The sequence below is a fragment of the Tardiphaga sp. 862_B3_N4_1 genome (assembly GCF_051811085.1).
GTDB classification, from domain to species: Bacteria; Pseudomonadota; Alphaproteobacteria; order Rhizobiales; family Xanthobacteraceae; genus Tardiphaga; species Tardiphaga robiniae.
Genome location: NZ_JBPWQB010000001.1, coordinates 652,072 through 678,194 on the forward strand (window position 1 = coordinate 652,072; position 26,123 = coordinate 678,194).

Sequence of the window (26,123 nt, forward strand, 5' to 3'; positions counted from 1 at the left end):
CTTATAGAGTATTCCCTCATCTGAGGGGCGGCCGTGACCGCTCCAACGAGACTGGGAATACGACGTGAAAGACTATCAGGCACGCTGCCGCAAGGCTCTTGAGTTGCATCGGTCGGGGGTTCTTTCGTCCCTGATCGCAGAACGGCTTGGGGTTAAGAGCCCTGCTGTGAACCGAATGATTAGAGACGCCATCGCCAATGAGAATGAAACGCCTCGCGAGGCTCAGGGTTAAAGGCGGAGCATGGCGTCACGGGGGATGGGCGCCGCGTTCTCGTTCGCGTTAGCTTGTCCGAAATCGCCGCGGAGTTCGCGCATAAAAAACCGCCGGCATTTTCGCACGGCGGTTACCGGAGCTACTCAAAATTGATTGGTACTAAAAAACCCTTCCCCTCCGGTAGAATGAGCAGATCACATATGTCGCGATCTACTAAATTCCGAGACCGTTTTCTCATTGGGTGAGAGCTTAGTGGGTCAGCTTTCATGACTGAGATTGGACCGCGCGTGACCTGCGAAGATTCCTGTCTTAAGCTGCCTCTGGGGACAACTTACCGGGGCCGGTAAGATGGCATGCCAACCTATCTCGTTCGAATAATCGAGACCCGCGATCTCGTCGGGGTCTTCTCTGCCGATAATATCGTTCAGCTCATCGACATCGTTGACGAATGCACCGAGCCCGATGAATGCGAGTATACGCGCATGGGCCCTGGTGGAATCATGTGGGCGAGCCCGGCCACACCGATCCCGATCGCGATCCCTGAGGACGACGATGACGGAGAGCCAGATCCTATGCCGTGGGCACCAGCGTTACTGAAACTTGGTGGGACTACTTTTACGGATACGCTGCCTATCGCTGGAACTCCTTTCCTGACGATCCGCCGAAGCCCAAACAGCCAGTGCTGCCACAGCGTCCGGGGCCGGGGCAGGCGGTGCCGCTTAAGAAGAAATGGGAATGAGGAACTTTCTTATTAGGCTGAGCATTTTTATCAGCTGTCTTATAACTTTGGAGATTGCGCAAACTCTTCAATTGTATTTTTCTTACCGTCCTCGTGCACAAGGAGGCGCGGATGCTGGAAAGAGCGACAATTGTCGAAGACGAGATCGACGTCGAACAAGTAGTTCTCAACTACCAACGTCTGATCTGCGAGGCGCTGAATCAGATAGAAGTTGCCAAGGTTCGCCAGCTCGTATTGGAGATAGAAGAAGAGCTCGATAGGTCGGGGAGCTCCGCTTCGCCTATGCGTCGCCAGGCCGCGGAAGTACTTCGGCGGGCGAGAAGACTTCCGGTAGGTCCGGACCGTAACGAGCTTCGACAGATCGCGCATGCATTGCTCTGGCTCGAACAGAAGGGCCTGAGCCTCAGAGGCCTGCGTCGTGTAGCGGACCGATCAAAGCAGGGCCAATGCAGTCCTTGACGGTACTATACTTCGCCAGGGAACTGGGCGCGCGGAATGCTGCATCGAACGGTCGAGTATGATGTCAAAGAGGTCGAGCCGGGCCTTTGGCGCTGGAACATCTATCCTGGCAACCGCACGGTGCGGGGGCCGGTGAAGTTTCGCTCGCGGGAGCTGGCCGTCGAAGCCTGCCATGGCGAAATCAACAACGGGATCGAGCGGACGCGGCGACAGGCGGCGCGACATTAGGCAAAAAGCCAGTTCTGGATAAGGCGACTTAGTTAGCTGACATTCTCAAAAGCCGGAAGCAGGTCAATACCTCCAAGTCCCAGGTAAAAGTTAAGTTTTCAAACTGGGACACTGTCTCAGACCGTAAACGGGGGCAGAACAAAGCGGTTTTTCAGGCGTCCTACATGACGTCCTACACGCCCGCCATGCGGCAGCCTTGCCTATTGATTCTATTAGCGAAATTGGTCTCTATCCGGTCGCTGGTATCCCTTACGGAGCGCCAATGATTTCAATCGCTTACGTGCCTATCATAAATTCTGTCGAATATTCGCCAAATAAGCGTGGTGACGCTTGGGCGGACGTCGGCGATCGGATCTATGCTCCTGTCGCGTTGGTAGCCGCGAACGCATAGAGTCTGCGTGCCGAATTCACACGTTGTGGGTCAGGCCTTCCGGATAACTTCATTCAGGAGTCGTGCATCGCTCGGCATCCTCGCGCCAAAGCGCCACCGCTGGCTCTCCGCCGGTGCTCCTCGACAACGCCCCACTTTTCAACATGCGGTGTTTCAGCGACATCGTGATCGGGTCGGCATCCCGTTTCCAACGTCGCATCATGTTAGGCGCTACAGTCCTTGACAGCGAGCGCCAAGTTCAAAGAAACCGGAGTGCTTCAGCTATTCATATTTTGCGCGTGTATAGCGCGGGCTTGGCAACGGAAGGCGGCTTCTTAAACGGCTGCATCTTTAGTTTTCCAGCCCCAGATTCGCCGGATACTCGAAGGCGAAGAACTACTGCCGCCCGCCATTGCGGGCACCATCAAGAAAGCAGTCGATAACGATAAGAAGCCCTTACAGACGACCATCATCGTCGGCCTGCTCCAAGCCCTCCAGGGCGACGACAAGTGGGGCAAGCTTCTGTGGGAGTGGGGATACGGCAAGGTGCCGGACAACGTGGTGGTCGGCGGAGATTCCGAGAAGCAAGTCGAGCATACATTTACACTGAGGCTCTACAACAGCCAGCTACGCCCGGCCTAAGTTCTAGATATCTGGCGTGAGAGCTGCTTTCTGTTGGTCAACTGCATAAGAAACTGCATTTTTCTATCCAATCATTGGGCGTGCAGCCGGCTGTATAAGAAAGAAACAAGAAGATATCCGAAGCGCGAACTGTATAAGAAATACGCATTTCTTATACAGTCCGCCGGCTGACTTCGAATGGCAGCTTCCGGGCGCAAAGAAATCATTGGTGTCAGTGCAAAACTCCTCGTCGTTTTCTGCCATTGTTCGCGATAAAACCCTGCGTCACTTCTTAAAGTCTTCATGGCAGGCTATGACTCTTGAGAGGGGGCTTCGTCACACTACCGATGTGTCTAGCCTTGTTTTGAATATTTCTGGCATGGAGCAGCACTTGTGATGGCGCGAGGCGTTTCTCAGATCAATCCCCGATTGTCGATACTACGCAGTCATCCATTTTTCATTGATCTCGACGCCAAGGCATTAGATCAACTATGCCAGTATGCGAGCTTCCGAAAGTTCAAACGCGGGGCGACCGTCTTTGTGAGAGGAGATCCCGGCAATAGTCTCTTCGTCGTGGTGAGCGGCGCTGTCAAGATGAGCGTCGCCTCATCTGAGGGACGTAGCGCTATCCTTAATCTTGTGACGAAAGGTGAGATATTCGGGGAGATCGCCTTGCTCGATGGGCTTTCGCGAACGGCCGATGCGATCGCTCACACCAATTGCGAGCTTATTGTGATCGACCGGCGAGACTTCTTTCCATTTATCGAATCCCAACCGACGCTGGCCATGAAGTTCATTCACTTGCTTTGCGCCCGTCTGCGCTGGACGAGTGAACAGGTCGAGCATGTCATTCTGCAGGACCTGCCTGCGCGGCTAGCGAACCTGCTGATCGGTTTGGCCTCGAAGCACGAGCCTTCCGACGTCGGCCGTCCGTTTATCGTCACTCAACAAGAGATCGGCGAGATGGTCGGAGTGACCAGAGAAAGCATCAACAAGCAACTTCGTGCCTGGTCCTTGAAAGGGTGGATCCGCCTTGAGCCCGGCAGCATCGCCATCCTCAAGCCGAAGGCGCTAGCGGCTGTTGCCGAAGCCGAGCCCGCGACCCTCGATGAACCGGGGAGCTCGCTCAAGGTGTGATGTGGTTCACATGACTTCGCTGGTGCTTGGTCCATTAGTGGCCGGGTATCAGGAGGTATTCGGCATGGCATCCGTCGACGAATTGGAGCAAACCTATCGCCGCATTTACCGACGCCTCACGCTCGGGGTGTTCATCCTCTATGGCGTCGTTGTAGTGTTGGCTGTCACGGTGCTGCTCGGCAACCCGATAAAAAGCTTCTAGACGTCGGATAGGTGGGAGCCCCCATCCCGAATGGGCGGCTCGTCTGCGTGTGGCGACAGTGAGCTCGCTAACGCGAAGAGTTGGTTTCCCCTAAAGGTGAGGCGCGCCCGCTATGGGCTCGATAGATCCGAGAAATCGTATGGGATGACGTTCACGCAGCGGACGGGCTGATTCAGCACGTGTTCGGCGGCCAGGGCAAAATCATCCGTGTGAACCGCTTCGATCTCCGCTGCGCAGGCTTCATTGGAGACAAAGACGTAGAGGACGTCCTCATCCATTCCTCCGACTTTCATACCCAGGCACAAGCGGTCGTAAACACGCGGCCCCAGCAGACTGTTGAGCATGGCTTCGATGGCAAGTTGTTGTGTTGTCGTTGGTCGCATTTGGCCTCCATAAGGCTACTATGCGAATGAATGGACGGCTGTCTGTGATCTAGTTCACTGACGCGGGGAAATGCGGCAGCTAACGTGTCGGCCATGATGGCGCTGGCCAGCGGCTGGTTGTTGCGGCTTGCAAGTCTGACAACAATCCTAGTTTTGGCGAGCTATCTTCGATGGAATATAGATAGTTCTACAACTACAAACGCTCTTGTTCTAATGCTGAGCACTCCAACCCGAGCCGAATAGGCGCACCGATGCATGGGATTCGCGAGACCAAGGATCTGGTGCTGCCGGCAGACGGCCAGGATCAACATTCATTGAAACTATTCCGGGATCAGGTGGTCGGCGACGATACGCCGGATCAGTCGGCAACCGGCATATCCGGCTCGAAGCTGACTGATCCCAATGGACTTGATCCAGGTGGCGCCAGCGCTGTGGATCGCTTCGGATGGCGCATGCGTATGTGGGGCGAGCTCGTTAAATATCGGCTGTCCTGCCATGTGCTCTCCCATCTTCGGTTGTTCAAGGCGGTCTTCGCGGTGCTGCGCGTCGTGCGGCCCATCACGATCGTCGGCAACGTCCTTGTGGCGACAAAAGCCAGCGATGTACGCGAGGTGCTCGAACGCTTCGACGACTTTGAACTGGGCGACACCATCGAGCCCGGAATGCCCTGGGGACCGTTTCTGATGACGGTCGATGGGCGAGAGCAGCATGCCCGCGAGAGGGAAATGCTGCAGAGCGTGGTCGAGAAGACTGATGCCCGGCTCATCCGGACGATCTCTTCCGAGAATTGCCAGTCCTGCATCGAGGCATTGAAGGACTCGGGCCAGATCGACGTTGTCGCCGATCTGGCGGAGCCGGTGATGGTTGCCGTCCTGGCCGAATACTTTGGCGTCCCTCCACTGAATGGAGACCGGCAGCGAATGGCAGGCGTCATGCGGAATCTGGCCGGCATCATTATGGTCAACCCGCCAGTTGGTTCGCTTCCGTGGAGCCGGTCTCGCGCCGATATCGCAGATCTGACCTGTCAACTGACGCTGCAGCTTGGATCCGGCGGCCCCACTACTGCCGCTGCATCGCACCCATCCATTCCCGCTCACAGCCTGCTGGCACGGTTGCAGCGCCGCCATGGTCAGCCGGGCAACCCGCCCTGGTTTGATGAGGAGTGGATTCGCTGCTATCTGACCGGGCTGGTTGCGACGGGCGGAGCCACCATTATCCGCGGTGTCACCCATGCCGTGGATCAGTTGCTGGAGCAGGCCGGGGCATTGGCGCATGCTCAGGCACTGTCCGCTGCACTCGAGCGTGCGATCCACACCGATCAAGGATCGGTCGCCGCTGATGCGCCGAATGGCCAGCTCGCAGCGGCGCGGGAGGCGTTACGTGGCTGCATCTATGAAGCCATGCGGTTTCGTCCGATGCTGCCTTTGCTGGTGCGAACATGCCCGCGTGATACGATCATCGCCAACGGCACCCCGCGGGCCCGGCGGGTGCCTGCCGGGACGCTTGTCTTGGCACCGCCGCTGGCGGCCATGTTCGATTCCGAAGCATTTCCAGACCCGCTCACATTTCGCGATCGTCCCATCGAGAGTTACTTTCATTTCGGTTTCGGGCGGCGCCACTGTTTCGGCAAATACATTGCTGACGTGGTCATGCTGGAGATAGTGCGCGCGCTGATGCGCCTGCCGGGTCTGGCGCGCGCGCCCGGACAGGGCGGTCAGGTCGGCTACGACGGGCCAGCACCTTGCTCGCTGCGCGTGACGTTCAATGCGAATGGATCGGAGCCCGTCCATTGAATCCGAATTTCACAACGATCATCACGCCGATCGAACCGTCCAAAGTGGAATGGTGCAGGGGCTATCTTCGCGACAATGCCGACCCGCAGTTTGGCGGTGAGGCAGCGTTTCTTGAGTGCCGCCCATTGTTTCCATTCGACAAGATTGCAGGTCTGCATTTTTGTAGTTTTGTCATCCTGGACGCTGCCGACGGGGGCGGGCCTTGTCTCGTATTCGAGGCAACGTTCGATGGCCCGAGAGCGGGTTTTCTGGATGAGCTGGTAAAGTATGCACCAATTGGTTTCGACGAGGTCTACCGCCGGTGTGTCGGCTATCCCTTGTCAGGAACAACGACCCCAAATCTGGTCCGGGAGTATTGGGAGCGCCATGACGTCGGTGCGAATACGTTCTTTAGTGGCAGTCCCGGCCGCACGGTGGCGCAGGTCAAAGGCGAGAACAGCGTTCGGAAGGGAATAGTGTCGTTTCTTTCGGCGCGATTTCTCGTCGATGCGATCTTGCCCGGTCGCCCGGCGGGGTTGCTCGATCTCGTGACACGAGAGTGCATTCGCGGCAGTGCCGACAATCGCTGGGCAGAGCAGCCGGCGCAATTGCCATGGCAGATGACGTTTCGAACCCAGATCGCTGTTGCGGCTGGTATCGTCGTTGCGCTGCTGGCATGCGCTCTGGGCGCACTCGTGTGCTGGGCTTTGGGCTATCGACTATCAGCGCTCTACGCGGTGTTGCCGCTATGGCTTGAGACGGTCGGTCACGCAACGCAGCATTTCGATACAAAGGTATCGGCATTGCCGTGGGTCTCACAGCTCACCGAAGTCATACAGCCGGCAACGCTGACCGGCTTGATGCTATTGAGCGTGATGTGGCTGGTGGTCCGGGCGGCAGAACTTCTTCTCCGGAGTGCGAGCAAAAATACCCGCGACCAGCATCTGTTCTGGCGCTTTCCGCTGCAATTGGCGGTCGTTACACGATACGCGCTGGTCGGTGTGCTCATCGGTGTTGTCACGCTCGCGGTCATCTCCGGCGTTGACAGATCACCGACATGGGCCGGGATATTGGTGGATGGTCCGAGTGGGATCCTGATGTCGCTGGGTGCGGCGCTGGTGGTCATGTTCCAGCTTGTCTGTATTGGGGGACTGTTGCTCGTCGGCTGGTATTGCACGACATCGCTGCAGTTGATGGTCGAGCTTCAGCCTCTCAGTAAGACGCGCGAGAATCTGCGGCGTATGGCATTGGATGTTATCCAGTTCGCCATGTTCCTTCTGGTCTCGGTCGGCGTCCTGCTCGTTGCAGCGCTGCTGCCGGAAACGGTCATCAGCAACGTGGCTGGAATGGCCAGATCGCTCACTTACGGCTGGCTTTTGATGGTTCTGTTGGGATGGAGCGGCGTGATGGCCGGCTATCTCGTCGGACTGCTGGCTCTGTGCGCGGTTGGGGCACTCGAGTATCGCGACAGGACGACGTTTGAACATCCCGCGGGTCTTTTAATCCGGGCTCGCGACAACGCGCGCAAATATGCGCGCGAGGAAGTCGGAATTAACCGGTACCAGAATCATCTGGCCAGCATCACCTGTGTGAAGCCGGGTGTCCTTCGATACTGGATCCTTCGACTGGCCCTGTTCGCCGTCAATGTTCTCGCGAAATTCTGGTTCAACAAGGGCGAGCTTGGCGGCATCCCAACCATCCTCTCGGCGCGCTGGGTGCTGATCGATGGTGGCCGGCGTCTGCTATTTCTCGACAATTTCGGCGGTGCCTGGGAGAGCTACCTCAACGAGTTCATCGATCTGGCCGCCGTGAAGGGGCTGAATGCGATCTGGACCAATACGTTCGTGAACGCGGCAGGGAAACGCTACGGTTTTCCGCCCACGCGTTTTCTGTTCTGGCAAGGCGCGCAGGATGCGAGGCCGTTCAAGGCCTATGTGCGGCAGAGCCAAGTGGAAACCATCGTCTGGTACGGCGCCTATCCTATGCTCGGTGTTGTCGGCATCAATGCGAACACCGATACCAGACAAGATCTGTTCGCTCCGTTGAGTTCGCCGGCTATCGATCGATTCCTCCAACGTCTTTGAAAAACCATGAACACGGAAAAAATCGAATGGCATGATGTGCAGGGGCTGCTGTTAAGCGGCTATCCGCAATTGCCGTACTCCGCCTATGTGGCCTGGCACTTTCTTCCAGGCCAGCGGGATGCTGCCAAGCGCTGGCTGCGCGATCTGGCCGAGCGATTGATGCGCGCGGACAGGATTGAGGGGGAAGATGACGGCGCGACGGATCTGCAGTTACCGCCGACGAACATCCGGGCACTTAAGGCCATGCGTGTTGGCGATCGGACGGCGATCAATCTGGCCATCACTGCCAGCGGCCTCCAGGAGCTAGATCTCGACGAGCATCAGCTGTCGGACTTCTCCGTGGAATTTCTCGAAGGCATGGCGCCGAAGCCGACGTCTGGCAGACGGATGCCCCGACGCTCCGGCCTTCTCGGCGACGCGGGAGAAAGCTCACCATGCCGATGGGAGTGGGGTGGATGGGGGCCGTCCGCCGAGGTGCACGGCATGCTGTTGCTTTATGCATCCGAAGAACATGTGTTGCAGGCCCTAGTCCAGGCGGAGCAGCGCGCGATGAACGGCGTTGCTGACGTTGTTGTGACTGGTGACCAAGGCAACGGCCGGCCCGTCATCGTCCATGGCCGCCTCTATGACGATGCCAAGGAGCATTTCGGCTTCGTCGACGGCATCTCGCAGCCGATCATCGAGGGGTCGCCCCTGGCTATCCGAAGCGAGGAAAACGCCAAGAACGAGAAAAAAGCCAAGTCCTGTCACACCCTCGCGGGCAGTGGCGAAAGAGACAAGGTCCTGAGCGCAAAAGACCGCCGCATCTCCCTGGTCAAGCCAGGCGAATTTGTGCTCGGCTATCGCAATGAACGTCGGGAGCGCATCAGCAGCCAATCCGTGAAGCCCGGCTCCAATCTGCGCGATCTGCTGCGTAACGGAACCTACCTGGTGTTCCGGCAACTGGAGCAGGACGTGGACGCCTTCGAGAAATTTGTTGCCAGCCTCGCTACCCGAATGCATGGCAAAGCCGATGTCGAGGCGACAGAGGAGGTTGCGGCACGGCTGATCGGTCGGTACCGCAACGGTGCGCCGCTGGTGCGTGCCGGCGCCGATTCACCGTCGGCACCCGAACGCAATGATTTTCTTTACGCCTACGAAGACGAGTCAGGGATGGCCTGTCCGATTGGCGCGCATATTCGCCGTGCCAATCCGCGCGATGCCATTGGCTCCGACCCGGATGTCGCACTGAAGCTGTCCAAGATGCATCGCATTATCAGGCGCGGCCGGCCCTATGGAGCCAGGCGCGGCGAGCAGGACGAGACAATCGGCAAGGGTTCTCGGCGCGGGACGGCGTTCATCGCGTTGAACGCCGATATCGCTGGCCAGTTCGAGATGATCCAGCATTCGTGGCTGAACAATCCTCAGTTCGGAGGACTGCCCGTCGGGACCGATCCGATTAGCCATGTTGCTCATGACGGAGATGAACTCGTCATTCAGCAGAGACCGTTCAATCTCCATATCGAAAAACCTCGCCCCTTTGTCACGGTGCGTGGTGGGGCGTACTTTTTCCTGCCGGGTATCAATGCCATCCGCGCCCTGGCCGATTGAGCTCGCAGCCAGGGTCTGATTCAGGCAACCAAGGTGGCAAGCGCATCGTTGCAGAGCGTCGTGTAAGGCTGCATGGAGCACTGTTCGGCGAGACCGAGCGCTTCGCGATAGTATCGTTCTGCGGTGGTCGTGTTGCTCGTATCGAGAATATGGGCAACGTCGCCCAGAAGCTTCTTGGCGTAGACTTGCTGTGGCAATTCTCCGCGCTCTTCCGCCAGTGCTAGCGCTCTTTCAGCTACGGCTTTGGCTTCCTTGCTGCGGCCGGCGGCAAGGAAAGCACGACCTTGAGCGATGAACAGAAAGCGCCAGCCGAATGCGTGTTCAGCGAGCGGAATATCCAGCTTTTCAGGCACTGCGAGGATGTTGAGCGCAGATTCGACATCGCCCAATGCGAGATAGGCTTCGCCCATCCGGGACGCGAAGACCGGGTACATCTGTTTCATCTCAAGATCGAGGCATGTCTGCCAGCTCTCATTCAGCAGCGCGAGCGCTTCGACAGGGCGCCCTTGCGCGATCCGGAGCCGACCAAAAACATGATTAATGTTGGCGCGGGAATACGAGTGGTTCGCCGCCACCGCCAACAGCCTTGCCTCTTTTGCAAGAGCCTCTGCGCGTGGGAAGTCACCGAGATCGATCAGTGAATCGGCCATGAAAGTCCGAAGCATCACGCTGGGAAGCGCGGCCCATCCAGCGCGCTTCTCGTCGATCTCCGGCGTTTCGATCGCGAGACATTTTTCGTGATACGCAAGCGATTGCGTGAAGTCGCCGGTTTCATGGTGGATGATGCCCACATTGTGGAGAGCGGCAAAGGTTAGGACGGGTTGGCCGATCTTCTCTGCGATCGACTGTGCCGTTTGGGCAGCGGTCATGGCTTCGACGTGATAGCCAAGTCTCCAGAGTGCGACTGTCAACTGACAATTCACCGCCGCAATCCGCCATGGTTCCCGGGATTCTTCGGCCAGCCGGCGCGCCTCACGCAAGACGTCGGCAATACGTTGATGCATGCCGATTGGTTCGAGCGCCGTAATCACCGTCAGATGCAGATCTATTTCAGAGATGGTTTTCTTCGATGACGGCGGCCAATGCGCCAGCGTTTCGCGACCACGCTCGTAAATGGCGATCGCATCCTGATTGGCGCCACGCTTGATTGCTCGACGGCAGCTCCGCAACTGATACGGAACTGCCTTTTGCCATAGCTCAGCGAGAAACGCGTGGTCGGCAAGTCGGTCGATATGTTCGTCGAGACGGTCGGCGAATCGAAGCTCGATAATTTCGATCGCCTTGGCGTGGAGATAGCGACGGACGCTGAGTAGCATCATGCCGTAGGCCACTTCTCTCGTGAGCTCATGTTTGAACGAATATTCGACGGTGCCGGAGGTAGTGGCCTTTCTGAGAAAATCCCCCGACTCGAGCGCCAGAAGACGAGGAGCCAGTTCGTCGGGATCAGTTCCAACCATGCCGGACAGCAGGATCAATGAGATGTCTTTGCCGATCACGGCGGACATTTGCAAAAGCGATTTCGTCGCTTGATCGAGTAGGTCGATACGCGATGCCAGAACGGAATGAATGGTCTCGGGGATTTTGATATTAGACGATCCATCGCTGACTTTGTAGCGGCCCGGATCGCCGACTAGCACCTTCGTATCTTTGAGTGCCTGGGCCAGTTCCTCTACGAAGAGTGGATTGCCTTGCGCTTTCGCGAGGACACGTCGTCTGATGTAGCCCAGACTTCCGTCATCGCCCAACAGCGATACAAGCAGTTGATCACCGTCCGGTTCGCTGAGCGGCGCGATGTCCAGGCGTTCAACCGCTCGACCGGACCAGATGCGTTCCGGGCGTTGCGTGACGACCACGAGGACCCGGGCGCTATCGAGCATCCCCATGATGCTGTTCAGAATGAGCTGGGTTTCGGCATCGACCCAGTGGATGTCCTCGATCAGGATGAGCAAGGGCGTCAACCGTTCCTGCGAGAAGACGAGCGTCTTCATGGCGTCGATGACCTTATTGCGTCTTTCGGATGGCTCAAGCTTTTTCCAGTCTTCGTCCTCGCTGTTGAGATCCAGGAGCGAGAGGATGGCCGGAAGATGTGGGGGCAGATTTGGATCGAGGCGGGCAACACGGGTGCTGGTCCGGCTGGCAGCTGAGGCGGGGCTATCCTCGGCGCGTACGCCGAAGAGCTCACGTATCAACGTGCTGACGGGATAGTAGCTGGAGTTCGCGCGTTGAGAAGCGCAGGTCGTCTGCAGGACCAGCCATTCTTCTGGAACGCTGGCGATGAACTCATGGACCAGACGCGATTTGCCGATCCCGGCAGGGCCGACAATGGTCACCGCGCGTCCGTGTCCCGCAGCGGCGTTATCCAGCAGTTTCTTGAGGGAATCTAATTCTGTCCGACGTCCGATCAGCGGACTGAGGCCGCCGGATGAGCGAGCCTGCCAGCGCGTGCGCGGCCGCATCGACACCAGTTCATAGGTCTCCACCGGCTCGGCGACCCCTTTGGCTTGTTCGGGCCCGAGCTGCAATGCGCTGATGAAGCCCTTCGCGAGTTGGAAGGTGTCGGACGACAACTTGATCGAGCCAGGGGAGGCAAGCGCTTCCATTCTGGCGGCGAGGTGAACCGTTTTTCCAACGGCGTCATAGTTCATCGCCAGATTGTTGCCGATCGAATGAATGATGACCTGTCCGGAATTCAGGCCAATTCTGATACTGATCGAGCGCTGATGCAGACGATTGAATTCGATGATCGCATTTCTCGCAGCCAGTGCTGCGCGGCAGGCCTGGACGGCGTGGTCTTCGCTCGCAATGGGGGCGCCGAAGAGCGCCATAATGCCGTCACCGCGCGTTTGATTGACCAACCCATCGTGCTCATGCACGGCGTCCATCAGCCGCTTGAGCACTGGGCCAATAACTTCCAGCGCTTCTTCTGGGTCCAACTGGTCGATGAGTTCGGTCGACCGCTGGATATCGGCAAACAGGACGGTGACACGTTTGCGCTCGCCCAGCATGGATGTGCCGGACCGCATGATACGCTCAGCGAGTTCTGGCGGGATTTGCGATTGCAGGAATGAGAGTGCATGAACGCCAAGCGCAGTTGGAGCAGCCCTTGGCCGCCCGCAGCCACCGCAAAAGCGTGCATCCAATTGCATCGTGAACCCGCAATACGCGCATTGGTTCGCGGAATCGTCCAATAGGTTGTGCCCTTCTTTGGATGCCACCTTTCACCCTTTCCGGCGGAGCAAGCAATCTATCCAATTGCGCGATCATGGCAATGTCGGGAGCTATGTCTCAGGCCAGGGTGAGCGCGGTGTGATCTGGAAAGCGTCGGCCAGTTGCGCCTAGTACCAAATCGGACGGTTCGCCCGATTTGGATGGGGACAGTGCAATAGGCGCGCCATGCTGCAAGCGTCGACGAACATATGAGTGACAGCAATTGGCGCAATGCGGACGCCCCACAGCGACGGCTCACAGGGATGCAAAATCCGGAGGGGCGATCTCGCCGGTCCGATGGCAGGCGATGAAGTGTTCCTCGGCCTCGACCTGAAGGATCGGCAATTCGTCACGGCACCGCTCCACCACGAACGGGCAGCGCTGCGCGAAGCGGCAGCCGGGCGGTGGATCCACCGGACTCGGTGGATCGCCCTTGACCAGATAGTCCTTCTTCAGCCGGTCGCGCAGCGGGCCGGGCGGTGCGGCGGCTGATATCAGCGACCAGCTATAGGGATGCAAGGGTGCCGAGAAGAACACCTGCGCCGGCGCCTGTTCGACGATGCGTCCGAGATACATCACCGCAATCTCGTCGCAGAAATGCTGGATCACGCCGAGATCGTGCGAGATGAAGATATAGGTCAGGCCGCGCTCGCGCTGTAGCTTCTTCAGCAGGTTCAGGATCTGCGCCTGGATAGCGACGTCGAGTGCCGACACCGCTTCGTCGCAGACGATCAGGTCGGGTTCTGGCGCCATCGCACGTGCAATGCACAGACGCTGGCGCTGGCCGCCGGAAAACTGATGCGGAAACAGATCAGCCGCCTGCGGCGGCAGGCCGACTTCCTCCAGAAGCTGTTTGACCCGGACCTCGCGCTCGCGTGGCGAGCCGATGCCGAGCAGGTCGAGCGGTTCGCGGATCAGATCGCCCGCGCGGCGCCGCGGATCCAGTGCCGAGAACGGATCCTGGAACACGATCTGGAATTTGCTGCGCGCCAGCCGCAGTTTCTCGCCGCGGAAGTCTGCGATGTTCTCGCCGCCGAACACGATCTGGCCGGAGGTCATCGGGATCAGCCGCATCACCGCCTGCGCAGTGGTCGATTTGCCGGAGCCGCTTTCGCCGACGATGCCGAAGGTGGTGCCGCGGCGGACGCGAAAACTCACGCCGTCGACCGCGTGGACCTTCGAGGGTGGACCGAACATGCCGCGGCGTCCGGCCGGGAAGTGCACCACGAGATCGTTGACGTCGAGCAGGACGTCTGCGGGCGCAGATATATTCAAGCCATCGCTCACGGTGTGATCTCCTGATGACGCCAGCACGATACGGCGGCACCGGCATCGATGCGATCGAACGGCGGCTGCGGCTGTGCGCGACAGATCGCGCCGGCAAAGGCACAGCGCGGCAGGAAAGCGCAGTCCGGCCCGCGTGCGCCGAGCGGCGGCACCATACCTGGGATTTCGTCGAGCTCGGCCGAGGCATGGTTGCTCATGCGGCCGAGCTGCAGATGTGGCACACAGGCCATCAGCCCGCGCGTATAGGGATGCCGCGCACGGGCGATGATCTCGTGTGCGGCGCCCTGTTCGATGCAGCGGCCGGCATAGAGCACGGCGACATCGTCGGCGAGTTCGGCGACGGCGCCGAGATCATGGGTGATCAGCACGATGGCCGTGTCGGTGTCGTCCTGCAATTCGCTGAGCAGGTCGAAGATCTGCGCCTGCACGGTGACGTCGAGCGCGGTGGTCGGCTCGTCTGCGATCAGAAGCTTCGGCTTGCAGGCCAGCGCCATGGCGATCATCACACGTTGCCGCATGCCGCCGGACAATTGATGCGGATAGGCATCGACGCGTTTGTCAGCCGCGGGGATCTGCACCGCCTTGAGAAACTGTATCGCTTGCGCATGGGCATCGCGGCGGCTCAGTCCGCGGTGCTGACGCAGCACCTCGCCGATCTGGTCACCGACCGTGTAGAGCGGGTTGAGCGCCGTCATCGGCTCCTGGAAGATCATCGACATCTTGTCGCCGCGCAGGCTGCGCAACTCCTTGGGTGATGCCGATAAAACCTCGACGCCATCCAGCAGAATGCTGCCGGAGGTGACGCGAAAGTCTTCGGGCAATAGCTGCATGATCGCGAGCGCGGTCATGCTTTTGCCGCAGCCGGACTCGCCGACCAGCGCCATGGTCTTGCCTTGCGCGACGTCGAATGACAGATGCTCAAGCACCGGCACCATGCCCTTGGTGCCGTTCATCGAGACGCTGAGATCTTTGACGGAGAGAACGGGGGGCATCGCTCAGCCTCGCTTCCGCAGGCGCGGATTGATGGCGTCATTGACGCCGTCGCCGATCAGGCTGATGGCGAGCACCGCGATGAAGATTGCAGCACCGGGAAACGCCACGGTCCACCAGGCATTGAGCACATAATTGCGGTTCTGCCCAAGCATAAGGCCCCAGCTCATGGTGTTGGGATCGCCGAGGCCGAGGAAACTCAATCCGCCTTCGAACAGGATGGCCACGCCGATCGCGAGCGTCGCTGAGACGATGATCGGCGGCAGCGCATTGGGCAGCACGACGCGCAGGATGAGGTGACCATTGCCCGCGCCGGCGGCGCGCGATGCCTTGACGAAATCGAGATTGCGCAAGCGCAGGAACTCCGCGCGGGTCAGGCGCGCGGCAGACGGCCAGCTCACCACGCCAATCGCGATGGTCACGGTGGTCAGCGTCTGCCCGAACAGAGTGACCAGTACCATGGCAAACAGCAGCGGTGGCAGGATCTGGAAGAACTCGGTGATCTTGGTCAGTGCCGTGTCGATGGGGCCGCCGAAGAAGCCGGCCAGCGAACCGATGGTGACGCCGATCACGATGGTGATGATCGCTGCCACGCCGCCGACAGTCAGCGTGGCACGGCCGCCCTGCAGCAGCCCCGCCAGGATATCGCGGCCGAGATAGTCGGTGCCGAGCCAGGTGTCCGCATCCGGCGGCGTGCAGGGCGCGCCGGCAATGTCGAGCGGATCGACGCCGTAGATCGACGGCCCGAACAAGGTGGCGAGCATCAGAAACAGCAGCACAACCGCGCCGACGACGCCCGCCGGGCTGCGGGCAAACTGGCGCAGCGCGGCCATCGTGGGCGACGCCGCGGCGCTCACGGGCAGCGCGGTCCTATCGGGCTCGATGGCGGTGGATTCGATTGTGGTCATCGGGCCCCCGAACGGATGCGCGGATCGACCAGGCGATAGACCAGATCGGTGATGATATTGGCGGCCATGACCAAGACCGCCGAGAAGAACAGCACGGCGAGCAGGGTCGGATAATCTCGGCGCAGAATGGATTCGAACACCAGCCGTCCCATGCCGGGCCAGCTGAACACCGTCTCGACCAGCACGGCGCCCGCGAACAGATGGCCGAATTGCAGCCCGGCGACAGTGACAATCGGGATCAGCGTGTTGCGCAGCGCATGTTTGCCGATCACGATAAATTCTGGCAGGCCCTTGGCGCGGGCGGTGCGCACGTAGTCAGCCGTCAGCGCATCGATCATGTTGACACGGGCGAGCCGGCTATATTGCGCGATGAAGACGAGTGCGAGCGTGGTCGCGGGCAGCACGAGATGCTGCAATATATCCACGACATGCGCGAAGCCGACCTTGGGCCGCGCGACGTCGGTCATGCCCGTCACCGGCAGGATCGGCCACACCGATCCGAACAGCAGCAGCAACATCAGCCCGGTCCAGAACACCGGCGCGGCATAGCCCGCAAGCGAGATGATGGTGACGCCCTGGCTGAGCAGCCCGTTCGGCTTGCGGGCGCTGACGACGCCGAGCAGCGTGCCGATCACCACCGAGATCGCCAGCGCCGACAGCACCAGATACAGCGTCGCCGGAATGCGCTGGGCGATCAGGCCGGTCACGGGGGCATTGAAATAATAGGAATAGCCGAAGTCGCCGGTGGCGACGCTGCCGAGATAGGTGAAGAGCTGTTCGAGCAGGCTCTTGTCGAGGCCGTATTTGACCCGCAGTGCAGCGATGACGTCGGCCGACGCACCGCCCATCTCACCCGCGATCACTAGAGCGGGATCGCCGGGCGCAGCATGGATCAGGCAGAAATTGAGGACCAGCACGGCGATAAGGAGGCCAACTGCATTGGCCACCTGACGCAGAATGTGAAGAGCGAGGTTCATGGTGCTGGACCGTCAGAGTGAGCCGAAGACCATCAGGTCTTCGGCGGCACTTCCCAATAAAGCTCGTCGAGCGGCGACATCATGCCCCAGATCGACGTCGGCAGACCGCCGAGGCCTTTGCTGAAGGCGTTGCGATAGGGCGCTCCGTTGATGAAATAGATCGGCACGTCGTTAACGACGATCTTCTGGAATTCCGAATACAATGCCTTGCGCTTCTCGGGCGACGTCTCCTGCGCGCCTGCGGCGAGCAGCTCGTCGACCTTCGGGTTGCTGTATTGCTGGGTGTTCGACCAGATGATGCCCTTGCGGATGTTGCTCGAAAGGTACGTGCGGTTGACGCCGATCACCGGATCGCCCCAGTTGAACACGTTGTCCATCGTCAGGTCAAAATCCCAATTCGAGACCCGCTGCGCCCAGGTCGGGAAGTCCGGCGCGGCACGGACTTCCAGATTGATGCCGACGCGCTTGAGCTGCGAGCGCAGATATTCGGCGACATTGCGCTGCTGTTCCTCGTCACCGGGGATGTAGTCGATGGTGAGGCTCATGCGCGTGCCGTCGGCAGCCTTCGGATAGCCGGCGTCGTCGAGTAGCTTCGCCGACTTCGCGAGATCGAGCTTGTACATCTCGACGCCGGGCTCCAGCAGCAGCGATCCCGGGGCGATCGGGCTGGTGGCGGTCTTCGCCTTGCCGCCCATCAGCTTGCCGGTGATGAATTCGCGGTTGGCGGCAAAGGCGATCGCTTGGCGCACGCGCAGGTCATCGAGCGGCTTCTTCTTGGTGTTGAAGGCGAGCCAGTTGATCGGGCCGACGCCGGCAAAGCCCTTGTCGGTGATGGTGACGTTCGGCATCTTCTCGATGCGCTCGATGTCGCGAGTGTTTGAGACGAACGGCAGCACGTTGACGTCGCCGCGCTCAAGCGAGACCACAGCGGCATTGGAATCCGATACCAGCTTGACGACGATCTTGTCGAGCTTGGGCTTGCCGGTGATGAAGAACTTGTCGAACTTCTCCAGCGTGTAATATTCGCCCTGCTTGTATTCGGTGAGGCGATAGGGGCCTGAGCCGACCGGCTTCAGATTGGCGGGATGCGCCTTGATGTCCTGGCCGTCGCCATAGACGTGTTTCGGCAGGATCGGCATCAGTGCAGGCGACATCGCCAAAAGCAGCGCCGGGTGCGGATGCTTCAGGCGGATGATAGCGGTGAGCGGGTCGGGCGTATCGACCTTATCGACGGCGGCCAGCATGCTCTGAAATGGATGGTTCGCCTTGATGGTCATGATCGAAAAGGCGACGTCCTCGGACGTGACCAGCTTGCCATCGTGGAACAGGGCATTGTCGACCAGCTTTAGCGTCACCGAGAGGCCGTCCGGCGCGACCTCCCATGACTTTGCGAGATAAGGCTGCGGATTCCAGTTGTCGTCATAGCGCAGCGGACTAGCGAAGATTTGCGTCGACGGCATCGCGGTGGCGAGGCCGGACTGCACGGCGCCGTTGAAGTGGCGCGGCACCTGCGTGGAGGCGATCACCAGCGTGCCGCCGTCGGCGGCGAGCGCCGGCTTGATGCTCGGCGCGATGGCGGTTGCGACGAGGGCAAGGCCCAGAGCGCAGGTCAGAAGAGACGCTTTCAGCGAACGGGGTCGTCGTGACCAGATCGAAGACATCTTGTCGGTCCTTCTCTCAGAGGGTGAATGCAGCGTGCCGACGGTTGAGGTCCGCCGTTGTCGGGTGTGTTTGTGAAACCTGGATCAGCGCGCCATCGAGAATGGCATCAAGCGCGCCGGCATCGGGCAGGGCGTCGGTGCCGACGCCGACCAGCATGATGTCGTTTTGAGCCGTCATATCGGCGGGAGCAGGTGTCAGCGCCCAGTCTTGCCCGACCATCTGCAGCAGCGCTGGCGACGCATCACCGGCGATCCGGCATGGTCCTTTGAGGCGCAAAAGCTGCGGCGGCAATGCGGCTAGTGCTGCTGTAAGCTGGCCACGATCGAACGTGCCGCTGCGCCGATACGACCATCGGCGGAATGCGCTTTCATGATCGGCGCGGTCGTCCACCGCGGTTGCGGCGAAGCGCGATGTCGCCTTGACCTCGCCGTCCGGCAGGACCGGCAGCGTATGTTCTGTCGTCTCGATGATCTGGATGTCCGGACGCAGCGCCGCGACCGTGGCACGGGCCGCATCGACGGCGGTGCGGCTTAGCAGGTCTACCTTGTTGAGCAGCACGAGACTGCAGCGATCGAACTGGCCGCGCACGGTGTCGCCGACGCGACTGTCGATCAGCAGTTTTGAAATGCGGGATGCATCCGCGAGCACGATCACGGCATTCAGGCGCAGGCTCGGCTCCACCAGTGCGATCTCGGCGATGCGCCAGGGATCACCGACGCCCGACGCTTCGATGATGATGTGATCGAACGGGATTGCGTCGTCGAGAATCCGGCCCAGCGTATCCAGAAAGCCGCCGCCGATGCTGCAGCAGACGCAGCCATTGGTCAGCGTCATGGTGGTGCCGTCGTGCTGGGCAATCAGGCCGGCGTCGATGTTCACCGCGCCGAAGTCGTTGACCAGCACGGCATAGCGGGCGGAGCCGGTGCGAAGGAGGTGATTCAGATAGGTCGTCTTGCCGGCGCCGAGAAAGCCGCCGACCACCGTCACGGGAATTTTCGCTGATGACGCTGCCGTCATGCCCGTGGCGCCTCCCGCACGTGGCCACCGACCACGGTACCCCAGATGGCAATATCCTTGAGCTTCTCCGGCGCGACTTCAAGCGGATCTTCATCAAGTACCGCGAAGTCCGCATATTTGCCGGCCTCGATGCTGCCGACGATGTGATCGAGCTTCAGCGTATAGGCGGCGTTGATCGTGATCGCGGCAAGCGCCTGTTCGACGGTCAGCGCTTCGGTCTCCTTGCCGAGCACACGTCCGCTCGACGACACGCGGTTGACGGCACACCAGGCGGTGAACAGCGGGCTCAGGGGCGTCACCGGGGCGTCGGAATGGATTGCGAAGGGAACGCCGACGCGCAGCGCGGTACCGGTGGCGTCGAGTCTGTTGGCGCGTTCCGGACCCATGGTCAGCTCGTAATGCGAGTCACCCCAGTAATAGATGTGATTGGAAAACAAGTTGACACACATGCCGAGCGATTTCATGCGCTTGAACTGCGCAGCATCCGCCATCTGGCAATGCTGCAGCGTATGGCGGTGATCGGGCCGCGGCTTTGCGATCTGCGCGGCCTCGACGGCATCGAGCGCCACTTCGGTGGCTTCGTCGCCATTGGTGTGGATGTGCAGCTGGATGCCCGCATTGTGGTAAGCTGCAACGATGGACGGCAGTTCTTCCGGCGCGATGTACCACAACCCGTTGGGCGCTCCGTTGTGATAGCCCGGCCAGCGCAGCCGCGCGGTAAAGCCCTGAATCGAGCCGTCGACCACCAGCTTGACGATGCCATAGTGAAGCTTGTCATTGTTCGACGCCTTCAGTGTCTTGATCTTCTCGACGCCCTGTTCCGGGCTGTGCGACACCGAGGCCATGGCCGGGACCAGGCGCACCGAGAAATCATCGCGCCGACTTGCGGCGCGATAGACCTCGATGGTCAGGTCAGCAAGATCGTTGTGCAGGTCGGTGATGGTAGTCACGCCCTGAATGCACGACGATGCCGCGTAGCGGTTGACGTCATCGGCTGTGAGATTGCCAGACAGTGGATTGGTGCCGAGCACGCGGAACACGCGAAACCGAGCGGCAATGCCCTGGACTTCGCCGGATGGTTCGCCGTCCTTGCCCATCACCACGCCGGAAATATTGGTGGTGCGATCGAGCTCGGCGCGCTGCAGCACGATAGTGTTGACGTTGCTGATGTGGAACGATGCATGCACGACCATGATCGGCCGCGTGGTCGATACGCGGTCGAGATCCTGCCGCGTCAGGGACACGCTGCCGATATGCAGGGGATCGAAGCCCCAGGCGAAGAGCGGTGCCTCGGCATCGGTCATCGCTGCCTCGGCTTCCTGCAGCCGCGCGACGATGGCATCGATATCCGGCAGGCCCTGGACGAGTTTGCCTTCGGGCGAGCGGCGGTCGAAGGCGCCGACATAAGGCAGCGACCACATCATGCCTTCCATGATGTGGCTGTGGCCTTCAACGAAGCCGGGCAGCAGCACCTTGTCCTTGAAACGGTCGTCGACCTTGGCGCCGCTGGTAGCGACGATCTCGTCGAAGCTGCCGACTGCGACGATCCGGCCGTTCTGCACTGCGACATGCGTGGCGGATGGGCGTGACGGGTTCATGGTCACGATCTTGCGGGCCGAAAAAACAATCGTATCCTGGCTCAATGGACCACCCTCAAAATTCCGTCATCGAAGCGTGAGGCCTCGCATCGCTCCGAGCCAGCGCCAGATCGGATGCACGAATGGGGCCAGTCCCGCGGTGCCGACGGTCCACCTTGGCGCGGCTTTTGCTTAGTATCCTGTTAGGCCCGAAGACGGGTGCGGCTTTGGTTTCGGGATGAGTGTGGAGGGCGCGATGGGTAATCCCGGAGGTTCAGTGAAAGCCGCCCGTGCAGACGGGCGTCCTGCAGCGTCTGGCATTGGGGATGCGCTGTTCTGGGGATCGCTGTTCCAGGGGCTGGACCGGCGCGGTCCCTTCCTGCAGCTCCAGATCCGCCAGTTGATCTGTACCGCCATCGAAGAAGGCCGTCTGGCGCTTGGTGTGCGCATGCCGTCGAGCCGCGAACTGGCCACACTGCTCGAAGTGTCGCGTAATACCGTCGTGATCGCCTATGAGCAGCTGGTCGACCAGAATTTCCTCATTTCGCGCGAACGCAGCGGCTTCTTCGTGGCCGGCCTCCCCAAGCATCTCGGCACCCAGCGCGACGACCGCGCGGCGCCCGACGAGGCCGGCGCCGCGCGCTGGGCCGGGCGCTTCGCAGTGCGGCCGTCGGCCAACCGGAACATCGTCAAGCCGCTCAACTGGCAGGACTATCCGTATCCCTTCATCTTCGGGCAGTTCGATCCAAGCCTGTTTCCGACCAATGACTGGCGCGAAAGTGCGCGCGCCGCACTTAGCGTGCCCGAGATCAACAACTGGGCCCGCGATCTGATCGACGAGGACGATCCGGCGCTGATCGAGCAGCTCCGGCTGCAGGTGTTGCCGCGCCGCGGCGTTCGCGCGCGGCCGGACGAGATCATGATGACCATCGGCGCCCAGCATGCGCTGTATCTGATCGCCCGATTGTTCGTGAAGCAGGGCACCCGGGTCGGCATGGAAGATCCCGGCTATCCCGACGCCCGCAACATTTTCGGTATGCAGACCGACAATATCGTGCCGCTCGCAGTCGACGGCGAGGGCATGGTGCCCGATGCGAACTTCGAGAGCTGCGATCTCGCTTACGTCACCGCAGGTCATCAATGCCCGACCACGGTGGCGATGCCCGAGCAGCGCCGTCTCGAAGTGCTGCGCAAGGCAGAGGAGAGCGACATCATCCTGATCGAGGACGATTATGAGAGCGAGCTGATCTCGGAGGGGCCGGCACTGCCGCCGCTAATGAGCCTCGATCGCAACGACCGCGTGCTTTATGTCGGCAGCCTGTCGAAGGCGCTCGCGCCCGGCCTACGGCTCGGCTATGTCGCCGCACCAGCGCCGGTGATCCGTGAATTGCGCGCGCTGCGGCGCCTAATGCTGCGGCATCCACCGCTCAACAACCAGCGCGTTGCGGCGCTGTTCATCGGCCTTGGCCATTACCGCTCGCATCTGCAGCGCGTCTCACGCGTGCTACTGGAGCGCGCACGCATTCTCGATCAGTTGCTGCCCAAGCATCTCGCCGGTTGCGATTTCGTGCGCGGCGTCGGCAGCACCAGCTATTGGGTGACATGTCCGGCGGCCTGCGATGCCACCGAACTTGCCACGGCCGCGTTGGCAGAAGGCGTGGTGATCGAGCCGGGCGACGTATTCTCGATGACGAAAGGTACCCATGCCAATTGCTTCCGGCTTGGCTTCTCGTCGATCCGCAATGACCGGATCGAACCGGGCATTGAACGTCTCGGTCGCATCATCGCACGCATGAGCTGACGCGGCTCAGGTCAGCTCGCTCACGCCCTTGACGGCGCTGACGAGGGCAATCGCGCCGAGGCTGATGATCGAGACCTGGCGATGCATCGCGTCGTTGCCGCGCCGGAATGCGATTTCGCCGAGTCTGGTGCCGAGCCACATCACCGGCAGGCCGAGCAACGACAGGCCGATGGTGTGAGCGTTCAACAAGCCCACGCTGACGAAAGTGATCGTTGCCGTGATCGAGGTCATCAGGAAGAACACCATCAGCGACGCGCGCGTTGCCAGGCGTGGCAGCGGAACCGACATATAGTAAGCGATCACCGGCGGTCCGGGCATCGCGGCGAGCCCGTTGAACAGGCCGGAGAAGAAACCGGCGATCGACGTCACAGGGCGTGGCGGGATCACGGGCAACGCGAAGCCGCGGCCCAGCGCGAACACCGCCAGCAGCGTGACCGAACTGATAATCAGACGCGAGATCGCCGCCGGGATTTCCGTCAGGATCAGGGTTCCCAGCGGCGATCCGATCAGTGCGCCGATCATCAGCCAGCGCAGCGACGGCCAGTCGCAGCTCCGCGATGCTGTGCGGAAATCGAGCAGGCTGCCGGCAAGCTGCAGTCCGATCGCCACCGGCACGGCCTCGGTCGGCGCCATGAACAGGCCGAGCAGTGGCACGGCCGCAAGGGCAAAACCAAAGCCGGTAAAGCCGCGCAGCACCGCGGCGACGAAGATCGAAGCAATCGACAGCAAAACCAGTTTTGGCGTTAGCGCGGCACCGAGATGGCCGATCGCGATCGTCAGGTCATGCATGTCGCGTCGGTCCGTCGCTTCGTCATGCCGCCACCATGGCGACATCCGCCAGCCCGGGGAGGGCCAGCCCGCGTCAATCTTTGGGCCAGATCGCCGGCGTGAACCGCTCGGCTCTGGACGGGTGCTTCGCCGCAACTGGCCCTAATCGCGCGGCACGGCCGCTGGCAATTTCGCGGCCATGGCTGGCCACCGTGCCGGCCGTTGTTGAAATGATCGAGAGAGTCTTGCAATGTCCGAGCAGCAGACCCAGCGCCACCAGCTTCTCGCTACGCTATTCGAGGCGTTCAACCGTCACGACGTTGACGGCGTCATGGCCTGCATGACCGCCGATATCGTGTTCGATACCGCCGCCGGGTCGGAGATGTATGGCAACCGCATCACCGGCACCGCCGATGTCAAGGAGGCCTTCGAGAAGGTCTGGGGCGGGATGCCGGATGTGAGCTGGACCTGTACATCGCACAGCGTGTTCGGCGACCGCGGCCTATCTGAATGGATTTTCCGCGGTACAGCAGCCAACGGCACGCGGATCGAGGCCGAGGGGTGCGATCTCTTCACGTTCAAGGGCGACAAGCTCTCGCGCAAGAGCGCATTCCGCAAGGACCGCCCGCCGCTACCGGCTCAGTCTTGATCGCACCGTGATAGAGGCCGCGCCGATGTCGATTGCTCCCTACGATCAGCACTACGATCCCCTGGTGTCCCCCGGTCCCGGCACCCACCGCGACTACGCCCCGACTTATTGGGCCGCCACGGCAGGAACACCGCCGGACGATGATGGCCCGATCTCCGGCGACGTCGATGCCGACGTCGCGATCGTCGGCTCGGGCTATACCGGGCTCGCTTGTGCGATTTTTCTGGCGCGCGAATTCGGCATCAAGGCCGTGGTGCTGGAAGCCAATCGCGTCGCCTGGGGCTGCAGCACACGCAATGGCGGGCAGGGCCAGAACGCGTCGGGCCGGCTGTCGCGTTCGCAGTGGATCGCGCGCTGGGGCCGCGATGTGGCGCTGCGGCTGCACGCGGAAATCCAGGACGGCTTCGAGACCTTCGAGGATCTGATCAAGACCGGAAATATCGATTGTGAACCGCAGCGCGGCGGCCACCTCTATCTCGCGCATCGCCAGCGGATGTTCGAGAAGATCGCAGCCGAGTCGAAAGTCCAGAACGAGGTGTTCGGCTACAAGACACGCGTGCTGTCCGCCGAGGACGTACGCCGCGACTATGTGAACGAGGCAGAATGTGTCGGCGCTGTTCATGAGCCGCTGGGCACTGGCGTCCATCCTGCCAAACTCGCTTTCGGCTATCTGCGCATGGTGCGCGAACTCGGCTCCAAGGTGCATCCCGGCAGTCCGGTGCTGGAGATCACGACGCGCAATAGTGTGCATCATCTGCGCACGCCCAGCGGCACCGTGCGCGCCCGCGCGGTTGGCATCGCTACCGGCGCCTATACGTCGCTCGGCCTGACGTCGATGCTGCGTGGCCGCTGCATGCCGATTATGTCCAACTCGATTGTGACGCGGCCGCTTACCGAAGCAGAGCTGGAGGCGACCGGCTTCAAGACCACCGAAGTCATCACCGACACCCGCACGCTGCGCTTCTATTATCGCCGGCTGCCCGACAACCGTGTGCAAATCGGTAGCCGCAGCGCCATCACCGGCGCGGACGCTGCAAATCCGCGGCATCTGCAGCTCCTGATCGACGGGCTGCACCGCAAGTTCCCGGCGCTCAAGGGAATCCAGATCGACTATTCCTGGTGGGGCTGGGTCGATGTCAGCCACGACATGATGCCGCGTATCTTCCGGCCCGATCCTTCGCAAACTCTGTTCTATGCGCTGGGCTACGGTGGCAATGGCGTGTCTTATTCGGCGCAGGCCGGCCGTCGCATGGCCGAGATGATCGCGGGCAAGAACTTCAAGGGGCAGGACCTACCGATCTTCACGTCGCCGCTGCCGACGCATCCGTTCTCGCCGTTCCGGCGTATCGGGCAACGCATGCTTTACAAGCTCTACCAATCGCGCGACGAAGCCGCGTAGGTCTTTCTAGCGGTCGCCCAGACATTGATTGTGAGCTCATAGATCACGGGGCACGCAGGAACAATCGATGTCCGCTTATGCC

At 60.8% G+C, this 26,123-nt stretch carries 20 protein-coding genes; 9 read left to right on the plus strand and 11 right to left on the minus strand.

Annotated features, from left to right (window positions below; translation table 11 throughout):
* Window positions 1-992: 992 nt before the first annotated feature.
* A complete protein-coding gene (locus tag AB8B02_RS03130; protein ID WP_068738654.1) occupies window positions 993-1,322 on the minus strand; it encodes a hypothetical protein in 330 nt (109 codons plus the stop codon).
* Between the two features lie 126 nt (window positions 1,323-1,448).
* Here AB8B02_RS03130 and AB8B02_RS03135 point away from each other — a divergent pair, with 126 nt between their 5' ends.
* The 3 genes from AB8B02_RS03135 to AB8B02_RS03145 all read left to right on the plus strand — a co-directional run bounded on the left by AB8B02_RS03135 (window position 1,449) and on the right by AB8B02_RS03145 (window position 3,970).
* Window positions 1,449-1,640 carry a hypothetical protein gene (locus AB8B02_RS03135; protein WP_439063104.1) on the plus strand — a complete coding sequence of 64 codons (192 nt, stop codon included), beginning with the start codon at window positions 1,449-1,451 and terminating at the stop codon, window positions 1,638-1,640.
* 1,387 nt (window positions 1,641-3,027) lie between these two features.
* Window positions 3,028-3,768, plus strand: coding sequence for a Crp/Fnr family transcriptional regulator (locus AB8B02_RS03140; protein WP_120288710.1), 741 nt, complete (start codon window positions 3,028-3,030; stop codon window positions 3,766-3,768).
* A gap of 10 nt (window positions 3,769-3,778) precedes the next feature.
* Window positions 3,779-3,970: a hypothetical protein gene (locus AB8B02_RS03145; RefSeq protein WP_120288711.1), complete on the plus strand. Its 192-nt coding sequence runs from the start codon at window positions 3,779-3,781 to the stop codon at window positions 3,968-3,970.
* Between the two features lie 110 nt (window positions 3,971-4,080).
* Here AB8B02_RS03145 and AB8B02_RS03150 read toward each other — a convergent pair whose 3' ends face one another.
* Window positions 4,081-4,353 (minus strand): hypothetical protein, encoded by a 273-nt coding sequence (locus tag AB8B02_RS03150; RefSeq protein WP_147421613.1) that lies wholly within the window; start codon window positions 4,351-4,353, stop codon window positions 4,081-4,083.
* Between the two features lie 281 nt (window positions 4,354-4,634).
* On the opposite strand from AB8B02_RS03150, the gene AB8B02_RS03155 reads away from it, so the two are divergent.
* The 3 genes from AB8B02_RS03155 to AB8B02_RS03165 are packed head-to-tail and all read left to right on the plus strand — an operon-like array spanning window position 4,635 to window position 9,799.
* Complete coding sequence (locus AB8B02_RS03155) at window positions 4,635-6,146, plus strand: cytochrome P450 (protein WP_439063105.1); 1,512 nt, start codon at window positions 4,635-4,637, stop codon at window positions 6,144-6,146.
* Window positions 6,143-8,209: a hypothetical protein gene (locus tag AB8B02_RS03160; protein ID WP_120288713.1), complete on the plus strand. Its 2,067-nt coding sequence runs from the start codon at window positions 6,143-6,145 to the stop codon at window positions 8,207-8,209. Before AB8B02_RS03155 ends, AB8B02_RS03160 begins: the two co-directional genes overlap by 4 nt.
* 6 nt (window positions 8,210-8,215) lie before the next feature.
* On the plus strand, window positions 8,216-9,799 hold the full coding sequence (locus AB8B02_RS03165) for a peroxidase (RefSeq protein WP_120288714.1): 1,584 nt from the start codon (window positions 8,216-8,218) through the stop codon (window positions 9,797-9,799).
* Between the two features lie 20 nt (window positions 9,800-9,819).
* Here the strand turns inward: AB8B02_RS03165 and AB8B02_RS03170 are convergent, their stop codons facing one another.
* The 8 genes from AB8B02_RS03170 to AB8B02_RS03205 all read right to left on the minus strand — a co-directional run bounded on the left by AB8B02_RS03170 (window position 9,820) and on the right by AB8B02_RS03205 (window position 21,445).
* A complete protein-coding gene (locus AB8B02_RS03170) occupies window positions 9,820-13,014 on the minus strand; it encodes an ATP-binding protein (RefSeq protein WP_439063106.1) in 3,195 nt (1,064 codons plus the stop codon).
* 247 nt (window positions 13,015-13,261) lie between these two features.
* Complete coding sequence (locus AB8B02_RS03175; protein WP_231077851.1) at window positions 13,262-14,293, minus strand: ABC transporter ATP-binding protein; 1,032 nt, start codon at window positions 14,291-14,293, stop codon at window positions 13,262-13,264.
* The gene (locus tag AB8B02_RS03180; RefSeq protein ID WP_120288716.1) at window positions 14,290-15,285 is read right to left on the minus strand and encodes an ABC transporter ATP-binding protein; all 996 of its coding nucleotides are present in this window, start codon (window positions 15,283-15,285) and stop codon (window positions 14,290-14,292) included. Before AB8B02_RS03180 ends, AB8B02_RS03175 begins: the two co-directional genes overlap by 4 nt.
* 3 nt (window positions 15,286-15,288) lie before the next feature.
* Window positions 15,289-16,191, minus strand: coding sequence for an ABC transporter permease (locus tag AB8B02_RS03185; RefSeq protein ID WP_120288717.1), 903 nt, complete (start codon window positions 16,189-16,191; stop codon window positions 15,289-15,291).
* Window positions 16,188-17,168, minus strand: a complete 981-nt coding sequence (locus AB8B02_RS03190; protein WP_120288718.1) for an ABC transporter permease — start codon at window positions 17,166-17,168, stop codon at window positions 16,188-16,190. Before AB8B02_RS03190 ends, AB8B02_RS03185 begins: the two co-directional genes overlap by 4 nt.
* Window positions 17,169-17,200: 32 nt before the next feature.
* A complete protein-coding gene (locus AB8B02_RS03195; RefSeq protein ID WP_120288719.1) occupies window positions 17,201-18,829 on the minus strand; it encodes an ABC transporter substrate-binding protein in 1,629 nt (542 codons plus the stop codon).
* A 16-nt stretch (window positions 18,830-18,845) separates the two neighbouring features.
* On the minus strand, window positions 18,846-19,847 hold the full coding sequence (locus AB8B02_RS03200; RefSeq protein ID WP_439063107.1) for a CobW family GTP-binding protein: 1,002 nt from the start codon (window positions 19,845-19,847) through the stop codon (window positions 18,846-18,848).
* Complete coding sequence (locus tag AB8B02_RS03205) at window positions 19,844-21,445, minus strand: amidohydrolase (protein ID WP_439063108.1); 1,602 nt, start codon at window positions 21,443-21,445, stop codon at window positions 19,844-19,846. Before AB8B02_RS03205 ends, AB8B02_RS03200 begins: the two co-directional genes overlap by 4 nt.
* A gap of 235 nt (window positions 21,446-21,680) precedes the next feature.
* Between AB8B02_RS03205 and AB8B02_RS03210 the strand changes: the two genes are divergently transcribed.
* Entirely contained in the window at window positions 21,681-23,225 is a 1,545-nt protein-coding gene (locus AB8B02_RS03210) for a PLP-dependent aminotransferase family protein (protein WP_120288722.1), read from the plus strand.
* A gap of 6 nt (window positions 23,226-23,231) precedes the next feature.
* Here AB8B02_RS03210 and AB8B02_RS03215 read toward each other — a convergent pair whose 3' ends face one another.
* Window positions 23,232-24,014 (minus strand): sulfite exporter TauE/SafE family protein, encoded by a 783-nt coding sequence (locus tag AB8B02_RS03215; protein ID WP_120289185.1) that lies wholly within the window; start codon window positions 24,012-24,014, stop codon window positions 23,232-23,234.
* A 229-nt stretch (window positions 24,015-24,243) separates the two neighbouring features.
* Between AB8B02_RS03215 and AB8B02_RS03220 the strand changes: the two genes are divergently transcribed.
* Complete coding sequence (locus AB8B02_RS03220; RefSeq protein ID WP_120288723.1) at window positions 24,244-24,642, plus strand: nuclear transport factor 2 family protein; 399 nt, start codon at window positions 24,244-24,246, stop codon at window positions 24,640-24,642.
* Between the two features lie 25 nt (window positions 24,643-24,667).
* Entirely contained in the window at window positions 24,668-26,041 is a 1,374-nt protein-coding gene (locus AB8B02_RS03225) for an NAD(P)/FAD-dependent oxidoreductase (RefSeq protein ID WP_120288724.1), read from the plus strand.
* Window positions 26,042-26,123: the final 82 nt, after the last annotated feature.